The organism is Mycobacterium sp. NPDC049093 (genome assembly GCF_040704635.1).
Lineage (GTDB): Bacteria > Actinomycetota > Actinomycetes > Mycobacteriales > Mycobacteriaceae > Mycobacterium.
The window spans coordinates 718,856-740,112 of the sequence record NZ_JBEZJS010000001.1; the positions used below are offsets into that span (position 1 = coordinate 718,856).

Annotated in this window: 18 protein-coding genes and 1 pseudogene; 10 read left to right on the forward strand and 9 right to left on the reverse strand. The window is 66.0% G+C overall.

Annotated elements, in window-relative coordinates:
• Positions 1-141: 141 nt before the first annotated feature.
• The 4 genes from AB0876_RS03420 to AB0876_RS03435 form a co-directional block, all read right to left on the reverse strand.
• On the reverse strand, positions 142-726 hold the full coding sequence (locus tag AB0876_RS03420; RefSeq protein WP_526041198.1) for a hypothetical protein: 585 nt from the start codon (positions 724-726) through the stop codon (positions 142-144).
• Complete coding sequence (locus AB0876_RS03425; RefSeq protein ID WP_526041199.1) at positions 726-1,211, reverse strand: hypothetical protein; 486 nt, start codon at positions 1,209-1,211, stop codon at positions 726-728. The genes AB0876_RS03420 and AB0876_RS03425 overlap by 1 nt, the downstream gene beginning before the upstream one ends.
• Before the next feature lie 524 nt (positions 1,212-1,735).
• Positions 1,736-3,214 carry a hypothetical protein gene (locus AB0876_RS03430; RefSeq protein WP_526041200.1) on the reverse strand — a complete coding sequence of 493 codons (1,479 nt, stop codon included), beginning with the start codon at positions 3,212-3,214 and terminating at the stop codon, positions 1,736-1,738.
• Between the two features lie 15 nt (positions 3,215-3,229).
• A complete protein-coding gene (locus AB0876_RS03435) occupies positions 3,230-3,523 on the reverse strand; it encodes a hypothetical protein (RefSeq protein WP_526041201.1) in 294 nt (97 codons plus the stop codon).
• 103 nt (positions 3,524-3,626) lie between these two features.
• On the opposite strand from AB0876_RS03435, the gene AB0876_RS03440 reads away from it, so the two are divergent.
• Complete coding sequence (locus AB0876_RS03440) at positions 3,627-5,153, forward strand: acetyl-CoA acetyltransferase (RefSeq protein WP_526041202.1); 1,527 nt, start codon at positions 3,627-3,629, stop codon at positions 5,151-5,153.
• A gap of 10 nt (positions 5,154-5,163) precedes the next feature.
• Here the strand turns inward: AB0876_RS03440 and AB0876_RS03445 are convergent, their stop codons facing one another.
• Both AB0876_RS03445 and AB0876_RS03450 read right to left on the reverse strand, forming a co-directional pair.
• On the reverse strand, positions 5,164-5,649 hold the full coding sequence (locus AB0876_RS03445) for a hypothetical protein (protein WP_526041203.1): 486 nt from the start codon (positions 5,647-5,649) through the stop codon (positions 5,164-5,166).
• 105 nt (positions 5,650-5,754) lie between these two features.
• A complete protein-coding gene (locus AB0876_RS03450) occupies positions 5,755-6,603 on the reverse strand; it encodes an LLM class F420-dependent oxidoreductase (RefSeq protein WP_491839889.1) in 849 nt (282 codons plus the stop codon).
• 129 nt (positions 6,604-6,732) lie between these two features.
• Between AB0876_RS03450 and sfnG the strand changes: the two genes are divergently transcribed.
• The 6 genes from sfnG (at position 6,733) to AB0876_RS03480 (ending at position 13,810) form a co-directional block, all read left to right on the forward strand.
• Positions 6,733-7,863: a dimethylsulfone monooxygenase SfnG gene (gene sfnG, locus AB0876_RS03455; RefSeq protein ID WP_526041204.1), complete on the forward strand. Its 1,131-nt coding sequence runs from the start codon at positions 6,733-6,735 to the stop codon at positions 7,861-7,863.
• Positions 7,864-7,997: 134 nt separating this feature from the next.
• Positions 7,998-8,846 carry a DUF5336 domain-containing protein gene (locus AB0876_RS03460; RefSeq protein WP_491839887.1) on the forward strand — a complete coding sequence of 283 codons (849 nt, stop codon included), beginning with the start codon at positions 7,998-8,000 and terminating at the stop codon, positions 8,844-8,846.
• 60 nt (positions 8,847-8,906) lie between these two features.
• Entirely contained in the window at positions 8,907-10,415 is a 1,509-nt protein-coding gene (locus AB0876_RS03465) for a cell division protein PerM (protein WP_526041205.1), read from the forward strand.
• Positions 10,416-10,425: 10 nt separating this feature from the next.
• Positions 10,426-11,055 (forward strand): phosphoribosylglycinamide formyltransferase, encoded by a 630-nt coding sequence (purN, locus tag AB0876_RS03470; RefSeq protein WP_526041206.1) that lies wholly within the window; start codon positions 10,426-10,428, stop codon positions 11,053-11,055.
• Complete coding sequence (gene purH / locus AB0876_RS03475; protein ID WP_526041207.1) at positions 11,052-12,614, forward strand: bifunctional phosphoribosylaminoimidazolecarboxamide formyltransferase/IMP cyclohydrolase; 1,563 nt, start codon at positions 11,052-11,054, stop codon at positions 12,612-12,614. The genes purN and purH overlap by 4 nt, the downstream gene beginning before the upstream one ends.
• Before the next feature lie 344 nt (positions 12,615-12,958).
• The gene (locus tag AB0876_RS03480; protein ID WP_526041208.1) at positions 12,959-13,810 is read left to right on the forward strand and encodes a hypothetical protein; all 852 of its coding nucleotides are present in this window, start codon (positions 12,959-12,961) and stop codon (positions 13,808-13,810) included.
• Between the two features lie 106 nt (positions 13,811-13,916).
• Here AB0876_RS03480 and AB0876_RS03485 read toward each other — a convergent pair whose 3' ends face one another.
• The 3 genes and pseudogenes from AB0876_RS03485 to AB0876_RS03495 form a co-directional block, all read right to left on the reverse strand.
• Positions 13,917-14,930, reverse strand: a complete 1,014-nt coding sequence (locus tag AB0876_RS03485) for an alpha/beta hydrolase (protein WP_526041209.1) — start codon at positions 14,928-14,930, stop codon at positions 13,917-13,919.
• 36 nt (positions 14,931-14,966) lie between these two features.
• Positions 14,967-15,779, reverse strand: a complete 813-nt coding sequence (locus tag AB0876_RS03490) for an LpqN/LpqT family lipoprotein (RefSeq protein ID WP_491839937.1) — start codon at positions 15,777-15,779, stop codon at positions 14,967-14,969.
• Between the two features lie 144 nt (positions 15,780-15,923).
• Positions 15,924-16,835: pseudogene (locus AB0876_RS03495) on the reverse strand (serine/threonine-protein kinase); the annotation flags it as partial.
• Between the two features lie 125 nt (positions 16,836-16,960).
• Here AB0876_RS03495 and AB0876_RS03500 point away from each other — a divergent pair.
• The 3 genes from AB0876_RS03500 (at position 16,961) to AB0876_RS03510 (ending at position 21,035) form a co-directional block, all read left to right on the forward strand.
• The gene (locus AB0876_RS03500; protein ID WP_491839881.1) at positions 16,961-18,343 is read left to right on the forward strand and encodes a sigma 54-interacting transcriptional regulator; all 1,383 of its coding nucleotides are present in this window, start codon (positions 16,961-16,963) and stop codon (positions 18,341-18,343) included.
• A complete protein-coding gene (locus AB0876_RS03505; RefSeq protein WP_491839880.1) occupies positions 18,336-20,324 on the forward strand; it encodes a vWA domain-containing protein in 1,989 nt (662 codons plus the stop codon). Before AB0876_RS03500 ends, AB0876_RS03505 begins: the two co-directional genes overlap by 8 nt.
• 120 nt (positions 20,325-20,444) lie before the next feature.
• On the forward strand, positions 20,445-21,035 hold the full coding sequence (locus AB0876_RS03510) for a hypothetical protein (protein ID WP_491839879.1): 591 nt from the start codon (positions 20,445-20,447) through the stop codon (positions 21,033-21,035).
• Positions 21,036-21,257: the final 222 nt, after the last annotated feature.

The window sequence follows — 21,257 nt, forward strand, 5'->3', positions numbered from 1 at the left end:
GTGTGCTGGTCAGAGGGGTTCTGTCTCGCGGTTTTCTACACCCGGGTCGTTCCGCTTCGGTTTGCGTCGCCGCTTTCTACACCCGGGTCGCGCTCCAGGACTCGGAACGACCCTGCCGTAGAAAACGGTGACGTGCCCAGGTCAGTACGCCCAGCTCCCACCGGGTGAGATCACGAAACCGTGGTGATAGGCGGTGTAGCAGGCGACGAAGTCGTCCCCGGCTGCGCACCCGGAATCGTTGACGACGAGCTTCTGGCCGGCGGGCAACTCTTTCGGTTCGCTGTCCTTGCCCCACTGGCCGCCGCCCGTGAAAGTGAATTCGAAATCGCCATCAGAGGTTTCGCTGACAGATTGCACGACAGTCTCCCAGGCCGGCGCCTTGCCCGGCAGCTCTTGGCCACCGGCACCGCGGGGGAATCCGGGCATGTGCGCAGCGCGGCAGTCGATCATTCCCAGCCCGTCGACACCGGTGGTCTGGCCGTACACATTGGCCAAGCAGGTCACGCCCGCCGCCGTGAACGAGACCTGGGTGTCGTCGTGCCAGTTGGTGCTGCTGTAGCCGGCAAGGTCGGCAACGTGGAAGGCGGCGAGATCTGGAAAGGTCCCGGCCGGGGGAGAGGGGTATGAGTGCGGTCCCGAAATCGGCCGTCCTTCAGTCGCTGTGGTGCAAGCGCTCAGGGCAGTCGTCGTCAGTACCGCCGCGGTGATCGCCGTTGCGACCCGCATCAGAACGTCCAACTACCCGAGGGTTGCAGCACGAAGCCGTGATTGTGGTCGGCGTCGATGCAGGCCACCAGGTTGTTCTTGCCGACGACGCAGGTGCTGTTGTCGCCGACGAGTTTCTTGCCGGTGGTGATCGGCTTGAATCTGGCTGAAGCGCAGGCACCTTTGGTCCGCGTGATGGAGTACGGAGTGTCGCTCGGGCTGTCGTCGGGCTTGCTCACCCTAGGACAACCGTCGCCACCCAGTGAGTCGGGAACCCCGTCGATGTTGCCGCCGCAGACCACCGTCTTACGCGGTCCGTTGTCAAGCACACAATGGATCTGCTCTGGACTGACGAATGCCGTACCGCCCAAGCTGTAATCCTTGGGATCTACCGCGGTGAATGAGTTCAGGTCGGGGAAACCCTCCGGGGGTGCGGGGAGTTCGGAAGTCGACGAGCAGGCCGCGAGCACGAAGACCGGGACCGCCAAACATTGGGCCAACCTCATCAGAACGCCCAGCTGCCGGACGCTTGTAGGACGAATCCGTGACTGTGCCAGTTGTCGATGCAGGCTACGAGGTTCTGATCCCCAACTGCGCAGGTTGTGCCGTACGCCTCGAAAGTCAGTTTCTCCCCGGGATTGAGCAAGTCGTCGGACGTGGGAACGCATGGCTTGTCAGACTTCTCGAACTGAAACGGCTCGGATGGATTCTCGCGGGTAACGGACGTGCACGTGCTTTTCTGGTCAGCTACCAGACCGGGTAGGTCTCCATAGCACCAGGTGCCGCCACCGAGGGCGCACGAGATCCCGGATTGGGTCCGGAAGAAGGCGTAACCGTTGGCCCATTTGTCCGGGCGGGTGAACGTCCGGCCGTCATGCACTTCTTTGAAGAGTGAGAGGTCTGGAAATCCGGGCGGCGCGGCGCTAGCCGTCGCTGGAAAGAACGTTGCGAGGCTCGTCGACAATGCCAGGAAGACGAGGCATCGCTTCGTAGACCTGCAGGCTTTGCTCATCGTGCTGCTCTCCATTTGTTAGTGCTGCACCGTGACAGTTGTCGAGTAGGTCTGGGGGTTATATGGCATTTTCGGCTGTTCGGGTGTTGGTCCCTTCCACCATTCAGGTCGCTCCCAAGTGCTGACTCGCAATTGGACCGTTTCCTTGCCTGTGACCGGGTCGTAAGTCGTGTCGATGACGGTTGGCCCATAGGGCGGTGCAGGCGGTGAGCCTGGCCAATTCGGATGAGGGCCTGGTGGAAATAAGTCGGTGCGCGGGGCGGTGAGCAACCCTGCCGGGGTAGCGGCTGTTACTGCACCGATTGGCTGTTGATTGCCATCTCGGACAACGTTGTCCGAGCCGACGAGCATGTATCCGCCACCTTTGAGTGCGACGAGTTGACTTTCTCGATCGCCAGGAAGTCCCTGTATTTCCCCCTGGGGCTTCAGAGTCTGCATCCACCCGTTCGGATTGGTGGGGTCGATCGGATCGGACATGTACAGCATTCTCGTTCGATCGCCGGGGTGAGGGCCGGTGTTTCCGACTACGACCATGCGGTTGGTCTTGGGGTCGTAGACGCCGCTGGCTTGGGAGATTCCTGAGAGGGCACCGATGCTCTTCGACGGATCGGACAGATCGACCACAGTCGTATTGGCAGTCGCATACTCGGGATTGGGATCTCCATTCGGCAGCGTGTAAGGGACCTCGCTGTAGAGCGCGTACTGCTTGCCGTCGGGGCCGACGATCGTGCCGGTCGGTAACGGCCGAACTTTGTCACGCCCTTCGGGGTTGTCCACTGACGGCTTGTTCGCGTCGATCTCCAACGGATTTCGTTGGCCGTTCAATGTGGGGTAGCCGGTCCGTCCGTCGCCGCTGATCTCGATGCCTGTGCCAGGCAGCGTGGAATTCAGGTCCGCCGCCTTGCTTTCGGGCCTCAGTGGACCTGGCAGTCCGGTGACCTGTGGGTTACCGGGCTTCCCGCTGTCCGGAGCTCCTCCCTTGCCGCCCTCAAGATCGAACTCGCGCAACTTCGCCGTCATGCCGTCGAGTTGGTCGGCGACTTGTTGATCGGTTGTTTCCAGCACTACGGCCTTGGCGCGAATGTCGGCTTGTGCGTGCGCTGCCTTCAGTCTCCGCATCAGGGCCAGGGCGGGGCTTATTATCCATGGCACGCGGTCGGTAACTGTCAAGTCCTCGCTCACCGAAAAGAACTGGGCCTCGGCGTCTTTGATCGCATTTACCGCGTCGTCTTTGGCCGCGTCGATCGATTCCGCTCCCGACTTGGCGATGCCCGCGGTCTCCCGCATGAGGTCGAGCGTTCCCCGGACCTTGGCCATGTTCTCGGACAACTTGTCATTCGCTCGGTCTGACGCCGGGCCGGTCCAGGGAACGCCGCCAACAGTGCTTTGTGCCTTGCTGTAGTGCTCTTGGATGATGGTGGCGGCGCGCTCCCATCCGAGCGCCGCGGATTTCAGGTGGCCCGTCGTCCAACCCTCGACGCGGGAACGTGTCAGCATCTGGACCCGCTGCTCCTACTTCGACGGGTTCATCGTGTGGATAACGGCACCAGCACTGGCCGAGTCGGTCGCATCGTAGTAGCGCGCTGCCTGGGCGATGTTGTCTGCGAACTGGAGAAGGTTAGCGGAGCACTCGCTCATGACGTGGTTGGTTGCAGCGGTTACCGCAACCGTGGCCCTTGCCGATGGCTGATCGGCTGGTGGTTGCCACTCGTGAGTGAGTGAATGGTCGAGTTCGTCGCTGAGCCCGGCCAGGTCTTGGGCAGCCCCGTTCAGCGCCGCGGTATCGAGCCTCAATGGCTGCGTCACCCATCCACCCTAATGCGACTCATGGGGGCAGATACGCACCGATTTCGCCCGCGAAACCCCGATCGGTTAGCCTCACGAATTAACACCTGTCAAGGAGATGGTCATGGTCGATCCGCGCACCCCCGTCATCGTCGGCGTCGGACAGTTCACCGAACGCATCGACCTCGACGGCTACCGCGGGATGTCCTCGGTCGAGCTGGCCACCGAGGCGGCCAAGGCGGCTGTGCACGACTGCGGCGCCGACAGTGCCGCCGTGGCGCAGGCCATCGACACCGTGGCGGGCACGCGGCAGTTCGAGATCTCCGGTCCGCAGTCGGCAACCCTGGGCGTGTCGAACAACTACCCGCGCTCGGTGGCGCGCAACGTCGGCGCCGAGCCTGCCCGCGCGATCCTCGAGGTCATCGGCGGCCAGAGTCCGCAACACCTGGTCACTGAGTTCGCCGGAGCCATCTCGGCGGGCGAGGCCGAGGTGGTGCTGCTGTTCGGCTCGGAGAACACCTCCACACTGCGGTATTTCTCCAAGCGTGACGACAAGCCGGACCACTCCGAGACGATCGACGGCCAGTTGGAGGACCGTGGCTTCGGTTACGACGGCATCTTCGACGAGTACACGATCAAGCACGGGCTGATCGGTGCCCCGGTGCAGTACGGCCTGCTGGAGAACGCCCGCCGCGCCCGGCTCGGGCTGTCGGTAGGCGACTACCGACAGGCGATGGCCGAGCTGTTCGCGCCGTTCTCCAAGGTGGCCGCCAAGAACCCGTATTCGTCTGCGCCGGTGGAGCGTTCGGTCGACGAGCTGGCCACCGTCACCGAGAGCAACCGGATGATCTGCGACCCGTATCCGCGCATGATGGTGGCGCGCGACCAGGTCAACCAGGGCGCGGCGGTGCTGCTGATGTCGGTCGAGTCTGCCCAGAAACTCGGTGTGCCCGAAGAGAAGTGGGTCTACCTGCGCGGCCATGCCGACATGAAGGAAATCAAGCTGCTGGAGCGTGCCGAACTCGGTTACAGCGAAGCTGCGGTGATCGCCGTCAACGAGGCGCTGCGGATCGCCGGTATCGGATTGGACGACGTCGCGGCCTTCGATCTCTACAGCTGCTTCCCGTTCCCGGTGTTCAACATCTGTGACGGCACCGGTCTGGCGGCCGACGACGAGCGTGGCCTTACCCTCACCGGTGGCCTGCCGTTCTTCGGTGGCCCGGGCAACAACTACTCGATGCACGGTATCGCCGAAGCTGTCAATGAAATGCGCGACAAGCCAGGGAAATTCGCGCTCGTCGGGGGCAACGGCGGTATCGCGAGCAAGTATTCGGTCGGCATCTACTCCACCGAGCCGGCCGACTGGGTGGCCGACGAGAGCGCCGCCCTGCAGGCCGAGTTCAACGCTCAGCAGCGCGTCGCCATCACCGAAAAGGCTGACGGCCCGGCGACCATCGAGACCTACACCGTCCGCTACGACTGGACGCCGCGCACCGGGATCATCATCGGGCGCCTCGATTCCGACGGCAGTCGCTTCCTGGCGACGACGACCGATGAGGCGCTGGTGCAGCTGCTCTCCGACGGGGAACCGCTGGGCGCGTCGATCATCGTGAAGTCCGGGGAGAAGCGGAACACGGCGACGCCGGCATAAGCCGACCTGCTCAGAAGAGCCTCGTCCAGCGAGGGCCCAGCACAAACCCGTGCCTGCCGATACGGCATGCCGTTATGTTGCTGTCGATGCCGCAGACAAGGTCATCGTTGGGTTGCCGCACGACGTGCTGGGCGGGCAGTAACGGAGGTGCAGTGGCCAGGGGAGGGCTCGGGCCGGTGAGCTTACGAATCGTGGCGGCAGACCGTCGTTCGGCAGCCACGGACCAGAGCCCCGGCCCTTTGTCCGGCCGCTGCCCCCAACATTCAATCCGCGCGTAGTCGGGATCGGGATAGTCATTCGACGAGCACGTCAGGCCGTTCGGTGTCCGGAAGCTGTATCCCGAATATCTCTGCCCGCCAGAGAAATACGTGTCATGGTCGGCGGGCGTGTATCCGCTGAAATCAGGAAAGCCCTTGCCATCGCTGGGGCCGGTACCGGGTGCGCAGGCGGAAAGAAGTGCGATGAGGCAGACGACGAGGCGTCCCGCGGTGCGCACCCGGGTCAGCGTAACCGCGAAATCGACGCCATGGTCGTTGTTGTTGAACTTTTACGACCATGGCGTCGATCTCGGCGCGCTCGGCGCTAGATACAAGACCCAGAACTAGACTAGCGTCGCCAACTTGCCCGCGAGCCGCTCGACGTACGCCGACACCTCGGCCTCGGACTTGTCCGGCAGCCCGAACAGCACCTCGGTGACGCCGAGTTCGCGCCAGTGCGCGAGCTTCTCGGGGTCCGGCTTGAAGTCCAGCGCCACGATCTGCGGTGCACCGTCCCGCCCGGCGGCGGCCCAGGTGTCCTGCAGCAGCTTGACAGGTTCGTCGATGTTGAAGTCGCGCGGCGTGGTGATCCAGCCGTCAGCCGACTTGGCGATCCACTTGAAGTTCTTCTCGGTGCCGGCCGCGCCGACCAGGACCGGGATGTGGGACTGCACGGGCTTGGGCCAGGCCCACGACGGCCCGAAGTTCACGAATTCGCCTTCGTAGGAGGCTTCTTCCTGTGTCCACAGTGCACGCATGGCCTCCAGGTACTCGCGCAGCATGGTGCGGCGCCGGCCCGGGGGAACGTTGTGGTCGGTGAGTTCGTCGGTGTTCCAACCGAATCCGACGCCCAGTGACACGCGCCCGCCGGACAGGTGGTCCAGGGTGGCGATGGATTTGGCCAGCGTGATCGGGTCGTGCTCGACGGGCAGCGCGACGGCTGTCGACAACCGCACCCGCGACGTCACTGCACAGGCGGTGCCCAGCGATACCCACGGATCGAGGGTCCGCATGTAACGGTCGTCGGGCAGGGACTCGTCACCGGTGGTCGGGTGAGCGGCCTCGCGCTTGATTGGGATGTGGGTGTGCTCGGGGACGTAGAACGTCGTGAAACCGTGATCGTCGGCGAGTTTGGCGGCCTTGGCCGGGGCGATGCCGCGGTCACTGGTGAAGAGAACAAGCCCATAGTCCATGACCAGAATTAGAACGTGTTTCAGTCTCGGTGGCAAGACGGACCGTCTCGTTAGTTGGCTTCGCGGCAGAAAACTTCATCGCGATCGATACCCGCGACGGAGTTCCTGCGGTTTGCTGGGATCACCGGCATGACGACTGAACGCATCGCCGACCACGTCAAGTTCGCCTACTGGGTGCCCAACGTCAGCGGCGGCCTGGTCACCAGCGATATCGAGCAGCGCACCGACTGGAATTACGAGTACAACAAGAAGCTCGCGCAGACCGCGGAGGCCAACGGCTTCGAGTATGCGCTGTCGCAGGTTCGCTATGAGGCCAGCTACGGCGCGGAGTACCAGCATGAGTCCACCAGCTTCAGTCTCGCCCTGCTGTTGGCCACGCAGAGGCTTAAGGTCATCGCCGCGGTTCATCCGGGCCTGTGGCAGCCGGCGGTATTGGCCAAGCTCGGCGCCACTGCCGACCATCTCAGCAACGGCCGCTTCGCCGTCAACGTCGTCTCGGGCTGGTTCAAGGACGAGTTCACCCACCTGGGCGAACCCTGGCTCGAACACGACGAGCGCTACCGGCGCAGCGCGGAATTTCTGCAGGTTCTCCGCAAGATCTGGACCGAGGACGACGTGGATTTTCGCGGCGACTTCTACCGGATCCACGATTTCACCCTCAAGCCCAAGCCGCTCAACACTCCCGAGCGTCCTAACCCCGAGCTGTTCCAGGGCGGCAACTCGACCGCAGCCCGCCGCAACGGCGGCTATTACGCCGACTGGTACTTCTCCAACGGCAAGGACTTCGACGGCCTCACCGAACAGCTCGTCGAGGTACGCGATCACGCCCGCAACGCCGACAGAGAGGTGAAGTTCGGTCTCAACGGGTTCATCATCGCCCGCGACACAGAGAAAGAGGCGAAGGAAGTTCTCCGCGAAATCGTGGCCAAGGCCAACAAGCCCGCAGTCGAAGGCTTCCGCAGTGCGGTGCAGCAGGCCGGCAACTCCACGGGCGACAAGAAGGGCATGTGGGCCGATTCCAGTTTCGAGGATCTGGTGCAGTACAACGACGGCTTCCGCACCCAGTTGATCGGCACACCTGAGCAGATCGCCGAACGCATCGCCGCCTACCGCAAACGTGGTGTGGACCTGATCCTCGGCGGATTCCTGCATTTCCAAGAGGAAATCGAGTACTTCGGGGCCAACGTGCTGCCGCTGGTCCGCGAAATCGAGGCAGCCGAAACGGATTCCGCCGACGCACCCGTCCTGGTATCAGCTTGAGACCGCGCTGACACCACGCACGCGCGCCCGGCGCCCAGCCGGGTGCGCTAGCGTGGAAGATCGAATCGCTCACGTGGTCGGTATTCATGCCTGCGTGAACACACGTCGCGAAGCTTGATAGCACAGGAGAGGTCATGACCTACCCGCCCGGTAATCCCGGATACCCGCCGCCGAACCCACAGTCGGGTTCGCAGTTCGACGCCACCCAGCAGTTCGCCAAGGCGGTCCCCGCACCGGCTCCGGCGGCCCCGGCAGCGGCTCCGGCCGCCGCGCAACCCGGCGAGAACAAGCTGCCCGAGATCCTGCTGGCAGTCGTGGCCGTCGCCGGCCTGCTCATCTACTTCGTGAGCTTCGCCCTCGACGCCTCGACGTCGCAGGGAATGGTCGTGCTCGTGGCGCTGCCACTGTTGGCAGGTCTGTTGGCCGGTGTCAGCCTGTTGCCCAAGCAGAACAAGTACACGGGAGTGGTCGCAGCCATCGCGACGATTCCGTTCTTGTTCGTGATCGGCGCCGTGGTGTCCAGCGGTGGATCGGCCGACTGGACGATCTGGGTTCTCCTGGTCCTCACCCTGATCCAGGCCGGTGCCGCCATCGCCGCGCTCCTGTTCGAAGCGGGCATCATCACGCCCCCGGCACCCAAGCCGCAGTTCGACCAGCAGCCGCAGTACGGCCAGTACGGCGGCCCGTCGCAGTACTACGGTCAGCAGCACCAGCCGCAGCACGGCGGCCAGCCCTACCAGCAGGCTCAGCCGCAGCAGCCCGGTTACCCCTCGCAGTACGGCGGCTACTCGAGCGGCCCGAACACCGGTGGCTACCCCGTGCAGTCCCCGCAGGGCCAGCAGGGTCAGCAGCCGAGTGGCCCGCCCACGCCTCCGACCGGCTACCCCACCTACGGCCAGCCGCAGCAGTCGGGCTCCTCGGCGCCCGGCGCCGGCCCGGCACAGCAGCCGCCTTCACAGCAATCTGGCCCTGCGCCGTCGTAAGCTGATCGGCGCGTGCGCTTCCCGCGCACGCGCCGATTATTGCGAGGAGCAGCCCACCAAGTGAGTAACCGGCCAGTCGGCACCCGCCAGGCACGTGAGTTGCTCCGGGTCGCGTTCGGGCCGTCCGTCGTCGCGCTGGTGGTCATCGCCGCGGTTGTCTTGTTGCAACTGCTGATCGCCAACAGCGATATGACGGGCGCGCTCGGTGCGATCGCCAGCATGTGGCTGGGCGTGCACCAGGTGCCGGTCTCGATCGGCGGGCGCGAGCTGGGTGTGATGCCGCTGCTGCCGGTGATGGCGATGATCTGGGGCACCGCGCGCACCACCGCCGCGGCCACCGCCCCGAATTCCTCCTGGTTCGTCACCCGCTGGGTCGTTGCCTCGGCGCTGGGCGGGCCCATTCTGATCGCGGCCCTTCTGCTGGCCGTCATCCATGACGCCGCCTCGGTCATCGGCGAACTACAGACCCCGAATGCCCTGCGTGCTTTCTGCAGCGTCCTGGTCGTGCACGCGATCGGCGCGCTGATCGGCGTCGGGTCGAAGGTGGGCCGACGCACACTCACCGCCCTGCCGCTGCCGGATTGGCTGCCCGACGCGATCCGGGCCGCCGTCGCAGGCGTTCTCGCCCTGTTCGGGCTTTCCGGTGCGGTGACTGCGGTGTCCCTGGTGGTGCATTGGGGCACGATGCACGATCTGTTCGCGATCACCGACAGCCTGTTCGGCCAGCTCAGCCTGACGCTGTTGTCGATCCTCTACATCCCCAACGTGATCGTGGGGGCCTCGGCCATCGCGGTCGGATCCAGCGCCCATGTCGGGTTGGCCGCCTTCAGTTCGTTCACCGTGTTCGGCGGCGACATTCCCGCGGTGCCGGTGCTGGCAGCGGTGCCCACGCCGCCGCTGGGCCCGATCTGGGTGGCGCTCCTGATCGTGGGGGCGGCCTCGGCCGTGGCAGTGGGGCAGCAGTGTGCACGACGACCGCTCCCGATCGGGGCGGCCACCGGGAAGTTGCTGGTGGCGTCGACGCTGGCCGCGGTGACGATGGCGCTGGCCGGTTTCGCCGGTGGCGGCCGGCTGGGCAATTTCGGATCGGTGGGCGTCGATCAGGCGACGTTCGGGCCTGCGGTGTTCCTGTGGTTCGTCGGGATCGGCGGGCTGACGGTGGCGATGTCCGGCGGCCTGACTCGCAAGCCGCGGCCGGTAGCCCCGAAGCCCGCGCCCGAGCCTGAGCCAGCGGCCCCGCAGCCCGAGCCCGAGGGTGAGGAAGAGCAGGAATCCGACGTCGTCGACGAGGATGAGGGCGACGTCGATTACGACGAGCCAGATCCGGAACCGGAGCTCGAACCCGACGAACCGCTGGTGTCCTGGTCGGCCGAGGAGACCCAGGCCGACGAGCCCACGCCCGAGTACGTCGATCGATATGTCGAGTACGACGACGTGCAGGAAATCGTCCAGGACACCAGCCCCCGGCGCTTTGAAGACCTCGATGACGATCCCGAGGATCACTTCATCGTTGACGACATCCCCCACGACCCAGCGACCGGCGATCAGCCGCGCCGTGCGGGCGACTAGGCTGCTGCGCGTGCAGCAACCGTTACAAGTGCCTCCGAGTGCACCGGCACGGCTGGTAGTGCTGGCTTCGGGGACAGGGTCGTTGCTCGCCTCGCTACTGGCCGCCGCCGTCGACGACTATCCGGCCCGGGTGGTCGCGGTCGGCACCGACCGCAAATGTGCGGCGGTGGACATCGCGGCCGCGGCGGGGGTGCCCTCGTACACCGTGCGGTTGGGCGATCATCCGGACCGCGCCGCCTGGGATGCCGCGCTCACCGAGGCCACTGCCAACCATCAGCCCGATCTGGTGGTCTCGGCCGGGTTCATGAAAATTCTGGGCGGCCAGTTCCTTTCCCGTTTCCCTGGCCGCGTCGTCAACACCCACCCGGCGTTGCTGCCCGCGTTCCCCGGGGCGCATGCGGTGCCCGAGGCGTTGGCGTACGGCGTGCGGGTGACCGGCTGCACCGTTCATCTCGTGGACTCCGGGATGGATACCGGGCCGATTCTGGCCCAGCAGGCCGTCGAGGTGCTCGATGATGACACCGAAGAGACTTTGCATGAGCGCATCAAGGTGGTCGAACGTCGACTGCTGGTGGATGTGCTGGCCGCGCTGGCAAATCGCGGCGTGACCTGGACTGGACGAAAGGCGACCATAGGGTGAGCGAGAAGAAACCGATCCGGCGAGCGCTGATCAGTGTCTATGACAAGACCGGCCTGGCCGATCTGGCCCGCGGCCTGCATGAGGCGGGCGTGGCCATCGTCTCGACTGGGTCGACCGCCAAAACCATTGCCGCCGCTGGTGTTCCGGTCACTCCGGTGGAAGAGGTGACGGGTTTCCCGGAGGTGCTCGACGGTCGCGTCAAGACCCTGCACCCGCGCGTGCACGCCGGCCTGCTGGCCGATACCCGCAAGCCCGAACATGTTGCGGCGCTGGCCGAACTCAAGGTCGAGGCGTTCGAACTCGTGGTGGTGAACCTCTACCCGTTCACCGAGACGGTCGAGTCCGGGGCATCCGTGGATGAGTGTGTCGAGCAAATCGACATCGGCGGGCCGTCGATGGTGCGTGCGGCCGCCAAGAACCATCCGAGTGTGGCCGTCGTGGTCGATCCGCTGGGTTATGACGGTGTGCTGGCCGCGGTCCGCGCCGGCGGCTTCACCCTGGACGAGCGGAAGAAGCTGGCGTCGTTGGCCTTCCGGCACACCGCCGAGTACGACGTCGCGGTCGCAAGCTGGATGGGTTCGACCCTGGCACCGGAGGAGCCGGCGCAGCCGCTGCCCGCCTGGTTCGCCGGCACCTGGCATCGCAGCGCGGTGCTGCGCTACGGCGAGAACCCGCACCAGCAGGCCGCGGTGTACCGCGACGACTCCGCGTGGCCGGGACTGGCCCAGGCCGAGCAGCTGCACGGCAAGGAGATGTCCTACAACAACTACACCGACGCCGACGCGGCGTGGCGGGCGGCGTTCGACCACGAAGAGATCTGCGTGGCGATCATCAAGCACGCCAACCCGTGTGGCATCGCGATCTCCTCGGAGTCGGTCGCCGACGCGCACCGCAAGGCCCACGAGTGCGATCCGCTGAGCGCGTTCGGCGGCGTCATCGCTTCCAACACCGAGGTCAGTGTCGAGATGGCCGAGACCGTCGCCGACATCTTCACCGAGGTCATCATCGCCCCGGCCTACGAGGCCGGAGCCGTGGAAATCCTGGCTCGCAAGAAGAACATCCGGATCCTGGTGGCCTCCGAGCCGCTGGTCGGTGGCATCGAGCTGCGCCAGATCAGTGGCGGGGTGCTGCTGCAGCAGCGGGACGCACTCGACGCCGAGGGCGACGATCCGGCCAACTGGACGCTCGCCACCGGTGAGCCGGCCGACCCGCAGACGCTGACCGATCTGGTGTTCGCCTGGCGGGCCTGCCGCGCGGTGAAGTCCAACGCGATCGTGATCGCCAAGGACGGCGCGACCGTGGGTGTGGGTATGGGACAGGTGAACCGCGTCGACGCCGCGGGGCTGGCCGTCCAGCGCGCGGGTGACCGGGTGCCTGGTTCGGTCGGTGCCTCCGATGCCTTCTTCCCGTTCCCCGACGGCTTGGAGACGCTGACGAATGCCGGCGTCAAAGCTGTCGTGCACCCCGGTGGTTCGGTGCGTGACGCCGAGGTGACCGCCGCCGCCGAGGCTGCGGGCATCACGCTGTACCTCACCGGTGCAAGGCACTTCGCGCACTAGGTAGTTGGGGCGTCGGCGCTCGTTCGCGCCGCCGCCCCTCGGACGCTGCCCCTTGCGCCGCTGCCCCTCGCGTCGCTACCCCTCGCACCGCCGCACCGCCGTTTTCGACACCCGGGCTGTTGATCGCCGTGGTCTAACGACCCCGGCGTAGAAAGCGGTGCATGGCCGCCACGAGGGTGTGCGCCGATTTCTACCTCTGGGCTGTGACGGTTCACGATCGCGACCCTGGTGTAGAGAACGGCGTCGCACCACGCCATCCACAGCGCACGGTTCATCCACAGAATCGACTGTGGCGTACGTGGGCGCCGTCAATCCGTCGGCCATGCTGCCGACCATCGGTGCCCATGAACGCGCCATTCATCGGACCCGAAGCACTCGCAGCCGGCGTCCTCACGCGGGGGCAGCTGCGATGGCGTTACACCTCGGCGCATCCGCGCGTGTATCTGCCGAAGAATTCGGTCGCAACGCTGGCAGACAACACCACGGCCGCCTGGCTGTGGACTGGCCGTCGCGGAATCATCGCCGGCCGCGTGGCGGCAGCGCTTCATGGGGCGCAATGGATCAACGAGGACACTCCGGTAGAGCTGATCGCCGAGCATGGGCGTCGCCGGCGCGGCGTCATCGTGCGCGAAGAACGTATCAGACCCGACGAGATCTGCATGATCGGCGAGTTCGGCGTCACCACACCGCTCCGCACGGCGCTTGATCTTGCGCGTTTTCTTCCTCGCGACGACGCGGTCGCCCACCTCGACGCGCTGGCCGTCGCCACGGGCGTCGAAGCGGCGCCGGTACTCGAACTGGCGGCTCGATATCGCAATCTACGTGGAATACGAAGTGCCCGAACGGCACTCGATCTGATGGATCCCGGTGGCCAATCTCCGAAGGAGACCTGGCTGCGGCTGCTCCTCATCGATGCTGGATTCCGACGGCCGCGCACTCAGATCCGGGTGACCGATGGTTTCGCCGAGGCGTTCATCGACATGGGTTATGACGACGTCAAAGTCGGCCTCGACTACTTGGGCAAGCACCACGCCACGGACCGACCACGCTATGTACACGACATCGGGCGCAACGAGCTCATCGAACGCGAAGGGTGGATCAACATCCACGTCGTGGCCGAACACAGCAAGGCGTTCATTCTGCACCGGGTGCGAGAGGCATTTGCGCGGCGCGGCGCTTCACCGCTTTCCACCTGAGGGTCGCTGCACCACGCGATCTACAGCCCCGGCGTAGAAAACGGCGCGATGGTGGGCCGTAGGCGAGACGCAGCCGGCGCAACGGCGGGCACGCGTAACCAAACCCCTACGCGCTCGCCTCATCCTCGACCTCGGCGGTCGCGTACGCGATGAACGACGTGATCTCCTCGACCGCGTGACGTGCGTCGGGGTTGATGTCGAAGCTCAGCTGGAACATGTGCATTGCCCTGTCCCACACCTGGACCCACGCCGGCACACCGGCGGCGTGCAGCTTGTCGGCCAGGGCGAAGGCGTCGTTGAGCAGCATCTCGTGAGTGCCGACCTGGAGCAGGAACGGCCCGAGCCCGTGCAGGTCGGCCTCGGGTGGCATCACCGGTGCGGGCCGGGTGCCGTTGACCGTGGCGAACACGTCGTAGATGAACTTCACGGTCATGAACGGAAACATCACGTCGCGATGCTCTTGCAGCGCACGGTATTTCAGGTCCATGTCGGATGAGGTCAGTGGTGAGAGCAGGACCTGCCCAGCGGGGACGGGTAGGCCCGCGTCGCGGGCCGCCAGGGCGGTGTCGGCGGCCATCAGTCCACCGGCCGAGTCACCGGCCAGGACAATCCGATTGGGTGCGAACCCGAGCGACAGGGCGAGTCGGTAGCCGTCGAGCCCGTCGGCCACGGCGTCCTCGATGTCGGCCTGCGGGGCCAGTCGGTAGCCGACGTTGAGCACGCGTGCCCCGGTGGCGGCGGAAAGCTTCGACACGAAGCGGCGGTGCGAGTTCAGGCCGAGGGTCACCAGCGCCGAGCCGTGCAGGTAGACGATCACCCGATCCGAGTCGCGGGCCTCGGGTGCGATCACCCATTCGGCCGGACAGTTGGGCAGCGCCACCGGTGTCACCTCGGTGCCGGGCAGCGGCTTGATGAACCGCAGGGGCCGGTCGATGACATCGAGGTGTGCGCGCTGCAGCAGTGCGGGGGCGACGCGGTTGATGCCCAGTCCGATCAGGGTCAGCAGACCCAGCAATGGGCGGACGAAGATCGCGGTGGTCCAGCCGAGTGCTCTGGACTGCAGGGATGCGGGGCCGAAGTGCACGGTGGCCGGCCGGCTACGCCAATCGAGCGAATTCACGGTACCCAGGGTACCGGGTACCTGAAACCGCTCGGATCAGGGCAGGGCGATGGTGGCCTGGGCTTCGATCGCCTTGTTGACATCGGTCAGCGCGCCCTTGTCGCGTTCCAACGCGTCGGCGTTGATCTGCAGCACATAAACGGCGCCGGGCGCCTGGATCACGATGGTGGTCTGGGTGATCGCGCGGCGCTGTTCAGCCTTCGCGTACGAGCCGGCCAGGTGGACCGAGGGGAATCCGCCGATCTCCCCACGGGTCACGTCGCCACTCGCTTTGTAGTCCGCCAGGTTCTGCAGTTCGTTGGGGGCGAACTCGAGCAGCTTGTTGGGATCGACGTCGCCGGTCAGCTTGGAGATCAACGAGATGACCGACGGCGGATCCGGCGGGTTGGTCGGGTCGTTGACCATCGCCGAGTAGGCCCAGGCCGGTGTGCGGGTGCCGGCGTCGACCCAACCGGGCGGAGTCGGCCAGTTGAACACCGGCGCGCCCGGATCGCCGCGGTGGACCGGCGTTTCGACGAGGCCGCTCTGCTTAATGTAGTCGGCAATGGTGAAGGCGTGTGCGGGCGCCTTGGGGGCGGTCGTGGTCTTCTCGCCGGAGGTATCTGTGGCGATCGCGGACGTGGTCTCGCCACCGCCGCCATTGCTGTCTTCGCCTCCCGAGGTGACCGCGAAGATGATGCCACCGACGAGCAGCACCACCCCGGCGATTGCGGCCGCCGCGAGGACGACATTGCGCCGGTTGGTCGACTTCTGGGGGATCGGGGTGTGCGGCAACGGCGGTGGCCCGAAGTTGGTCTGCGGCGGTCCCACCGGCCCCGCCGGTCCCGAGGGCCCGCCGTGGCCCTGCATGCCGACCGGCGTATTGCTGGCGACGGGTTTGCGTGAGGAGGTTTCGTTGCCTGCCCACGACGAGGTGAACACCGGCGGTTCCGACGGTGGTGCCTGCCGCGGGTTCGACGGCGAGACGGGCGCCGGCGGCGGGTTCACCGGCTTCGGGATGATCAGCGGCGTGGTGGGCGGCGCCGGCTCGTGGGACGGAGCCGGCGTACGTACCTCGGGGGTGGTCTCGGTGGCCGCCTCGGCCAGCGCGACGGCGAAGTCGTGGCAGGTGTCGTAGCGGTCCTTGGCGTCCTTCGACAGCGCCTTGGCCATCACCGAATCAAACACGGCCAGTTCGGGTTTCGTGTCAGCCAGCTTCGGCGGTGGGGAGTTCAGGTGGTGGCTGATCACCACGGCCGGGTTGCTGTGCGCGAACGGCGGAGTGCCCGTGAAGAGGCGGTAGGCCGTGGCGGCCAGCGAGTACTGGTCGGCCCGCCCGTCGAGCGGCTGTCCCATCAACTGTTCGGGCGCGGTGTAGGACATCGAGCCCACGGTGATGTTGGTCGAGGTGAGCCCGTTGACCTCGTCGGCACGCCGCGCGATGCCGAAGTCGGTCAGCATGATGCGGCGCTTGGAACCCTGCTTGCTGGTCAGCAGGATGTTGGCGGGTTTGACGTCACGGTGCAGCAGCTTGCGCTGGTGCGCGTAGTCCAGTGCGTCGCCGACGGCGGTGATGACCTCGATGACATCTTCGGCCGGCATGCCCTTGGGGTACTGATCGTGCAGAAGCTTGGCCGCGTCGTGCCCGTCGACGAAATCCATCGAGATCCACAACCGGCCCTCGAATTCGCCGCGGTCGTGCACGCCGACGATGTGCGGATGCCACAGCGTGGCCGCCATGTCGGCCTCGCGGATGAACCGCTGCCGGAATTCGTTGTCCGAGCTGACGCTGATGGGCAGCACTTTGAGAGCGTCCTCGCGGGGTAACCGCGGGTGGGACGCCAAATAGACCTCGCCCATGCCACCAGTGCCCACCAACCGCACGATGGTGAACCCTGCGAATTCCTGACCGCTAGCCAACGGCATGGAGCGCAGACTACCGGTAGCACCGCTCACGCAACGACTATGCCGGGGGAGTGGCTCCCACGCGCCGGATGCTAGTTCTGCCGGGTGGCGATGTGCGCGGACGGGTTCAGTCGTAGCGTGGAGTGGTGAGCCAACCCAAGGATCTGCCTCGCACCGTCGGTGAGCTGCGCGCCTCCGGCCATCGTGAGCGGGGCGTCAAAGCCGAAATTCGCGAGAACCTGCTGTCCGCACTCGCCGACCGCCGCGACGTGTGGCCGGGCATCCTGGGATTCGACGACACAGTGATCCCGCAGTTGGAGCGGGCGCTGATCGCCGGACACGACGTGGTGCTGCTCGGTGAGCGCGGCCAGGGCAAGACGCGGCTGCTGCGGGCCTTGACGGGGCTGCTCGACGAGTGGACGCCGGTGATCGCCGGGTCGGAGCTGGGTGAGCATCCGTACAGCCCGATCACGCCGGAGTCGATCCGCCGGGCCGCCGATTCCGGCGACGATCTGCCGATCGAGTGGCGGCACCGCAGTGAGCGTTACACCGAGAAGCTGGCCACCCCTGACACCAGCGTGGCCGATCTCGTCGGCGACATCGACCCGATCAAGGTGGCCGAGGGTCGCAGCCTGGGCGACCCGGAAACGATCGCCTACGGGCTGATCCCACGGGCGCACCGCGGCATCGTGGCCGTCAACGAGCTACCCGACCTGGCCGAGCGGATTCAGGTGTCGATGCTCAACGTGATGGAGGAGCGCGATATTCAGGTCCGCGGCTATACCTTGCGGTTGCCGCTCGACGTCCTCGTCGTCGCGAGCGCCAACCCGGAGGACTACACGAACCGCGGCCGGATCATCACCCCGCTCAAGGACCGGTTCGGTGCCGAGATCCGTACGCACTACCCGTTGGAGATCGACGACGAGGTCGGGGTGATCCGCCAGGAGGCTCAGTTGGCCGCCGAGGTCCCGGATTATCTGCTCGGCGTGCTGGCCCGGTTCGCCCGCAATCTGCGTGAGTCGAGCTCGATCGACCAGCGGTCCGGCGTGTCGGCCCGCTTCGCGATCGCGGCTGCCGAGACGGTGGCGGCCTCGGCGCGGCATCGCTCCGCGATCCTCGGTGAGGACGATCCGGTGGCCCGGGTGGTTGATCTGGCGACCGTGATCGACGTGCTGCGCGGCAAGTTGGAGTTCGAGACGGGCGAGGAGGGACGTGAGCAGGCGGTGCTGGAGCACCTGCTGCGACGTGCCACCGCCGACACCGCGCAGCGGCTGCTGGGCGGTATCGACGTCGCACCGTTGGTGGCCGCCGTCGAGGAGGGTTCGCCGGTGACCACCGGGGAGCGGGTGTCGGCCAAGGACGTCCTGGCCGCGCTGCCGGATCTGGCCGTGGTCGACGCGCTTGCCTCCCGGGTGGGCGCGGTGTCGGTCGGTCAGCGCGCCGCGGCCATCGAATTGGCTTTGGAGGCGCTGTATCTGGCCAAGCGTGTGGACAAGGTGACAGGGGAGGGCGAGACGGTCTATGGCTGATCCCGGTCGGGGGCACGGGCACACCTCGCGCTATTCGCGATACACCGGTGGCCCGGATCCACTGGCACCGCCGATCGATCTGCGCGACGCGCTCGAGCAGATCGGTCAGAGCGTCATGGAGGGGAGCTCGCCGCGCCGCGCGCTCTCGGAGTTGATGCGTCGCGGCACCGAGGGCATGCGCGGCACCGACCGCCTGGCGGCCGAGGCCAATCGGAAACGCCGGGAATTGTTGCAGCGGCACAACCTTGACGGCACGCTGCAGGAGATCAAGAAACTGCTCGACGAGGCCGTGCTCACCGAGCGCAAGGAGTTGGCCCGCGCGCTCGACGATGACGCGCGGTTCGGCGAGTTGCAGATGGAGGCACTCTCACCGTCACCGGCCAAGGCGGTGCAGGAACTCGCCGACTATGACTGGCGCAGCCCCGAGGCGCGGCAGAAGTACGAGGAGATCAAGGATCTGCTGGGCCGCGAGATGCTGGATCAGCGTTTCGCCGGCATGAAGGACGCGTTGGAGAACGCCACCGACGAGGACCGGCAGCGGGTCAACGACATGCTCGATGATCTCAACGACCTGCTGGACAAGCACGCCCGCGGTGAGGACACCCCGCAGGACTTCCAGAACTTCATGGACAAGCACGGCGAGTTCTTCCCTGAAGGTCCGCAGAACATCGATGAACTGTTGGATGCGCTGGCCAAGCGAGCCGCGGCCGCGCAGCGGTTCCGCAACAGCCTGTCGGCCGAGCAGCGTGCCGAGCTGGACGCTCTGGCGCAGCAGGCTTTCGGTTCGCCGTCGTTGATGAATGCGCTCAATCGGCTCGACTCGCACCTGCAGGCGGCCCGGCCGGGTGAGGACTGGAGCGGGTCGGAGCGGTTCTCCGGAGGTGATCCGCTGGGCATGGGTGAGGGCGCCCAGGCGCTGTCCGACATCGCCGAGTTGGAGCAGTTGGCCGACGCGCTGTCACAGAGCTACGCCGGGGCGTCGATGGACGACGTCGACCTTGAGGCGTTGGCCCGCCAGCTCGGCGATGACGCCGCGATCGACGCCCGAACCCTGTCCGAACTGGAGAAGGCCCTGGTCAACCAGGGCTTCATCGACCGTGGTTCCGACGGGCAGTGGCGGCTTTCGCCCAAGGCCATGCGCCAGCTCGGCCAGACCGCGTTGCGTGATGTGGCGCAACAGCTTTCGGGTCGGCACGGCGAGCGGGACACCCGCCGCGCCGGGGCGGCGGGGGAGTTGACCGGGGCCACCCGCCCCTGGCAGTTCGGCGACACCGAACCGTGGAACGTCACCCGCACGGTCACCAATGCGGTGCTGCGCCAGGCCGGTACCGGGATCGCCGAGCGGCCGATTCGGTTCGCGGTCGAGGACGTCGAGATCTCTGAGACCGAGACCCGCACCCAGGCGTGTGTCGCGCTGCTGGTGGACACCTCGTTCTCGATGGTGATGGAGAACCGCTGGCTACCGATGAAGCGCACGGCGCTGGCGCTCAACCATCTGGTGAGTACCCGGTTCCGCTCAGATGAGTTGCAGATCATCGCTTTCGGCCGGTACGCGCGCACGGTGACCGCCGGTGAACTGACCGGGCTGGAGGGCGTGTACGAGCAGGGCACCAACCTGCACCACGCGCTGGCCCTGGCGACGCGGCACCTGCGTCGTCACCCCAATGCGCAGCCGGTCGTGCTGGTGGTGACCGACGGCGAGCCGACTGCGCACCTGGAGGACTTCGGTGACGGGGAAGGTTCTTCCGTATTTTTTGATTACCCACCACACCCCCGCACCATCGCGCACACCGTGCGGGGTTTCGACGAGGTGGCCCGGCTTGGCGCACAGGTGACGATCTTCCGGCTGGGCTCCGATCCGGGCCTGGCCAGTTTCATCGACCAGGTGGCCCGCCGGGTGCAGGGCCGGGTGGTCGTGCCTGATCTCGACGGCCTGGGCGCCGCGGTGGTCGGGGACTACCTGCACTCACGTCGGCGCTGATTTGCGACACAGTCGGCGCGCAGTGGGCTCGCGTAGTCTCTGGGAGCGATGGGGGTCATAAGGCGCGGTGTGGGTGTGGTCGTGTTGGCGGCCGGACTGATTCTCAGCGGGTGTACACAGATGACCGACGGCACCGCGAAGGCCGGGTTCGCACCACCAGGAGGGGCATCGGGAGCATCCGGTTATAAGGCCCAAACCTGCGAGCAGTTGCACTCGGACGCCTGGATCGAGGTTCCCGGGACCGGGCCCGACGAGCCGCGGGTGCGTGTCGCGCAACCGCCGGGTTGGGTACCGGTGCCCGAGTTCGCCAAGGGCCCGGTCAAATTGGTGTTGCGTAATGAATCCCTCACCGACGGTGTGACGAATCCGGCCATCTCGGTGTCGATCGGAGATGCGACTGACGGGGACCGGTCACCCAAGGACCTGCTGAGTGACACCATCAAGGGCTTCCAATCCATCGGTGCGCAGAACATCACCCAGGTGCCGTCCGAGATCTGTGGTTTCCCGGCGCTGATGGTCAACTACACGACCCCGCCCGACGACAAGATCAGCAAGACCAGCTACGTGACGTCCGTGTCGGTGATGGTGCCGCTCGGAGCGAAGGTCTGGAACATCGTGGCGTTGGCGCAGAGCACGGCGCCCAACAATCCCACCTTCATGGCCGACGCGCAGGTGATGCTGGCGGGGTTGCGGATTGCGATGCCGCGCTGAGCCGGCATTTGTCGACGTTCGGTATGCGCGCGGATATCGAAACTCGATAACGCCCTTCTGTTCATTGCGTAGGCAATAAACGGCGCTCGGCCCTCGGGACGGCAATACAGCACTTCGGCAATGCAACCATTGCGTAATGCAACGATATTCTGCCTTTCTTGATCGGTTCTTTCAATTCATTGCACACGCAATCAAATGGCGAAGGTTGATGGGGTCGGCGTA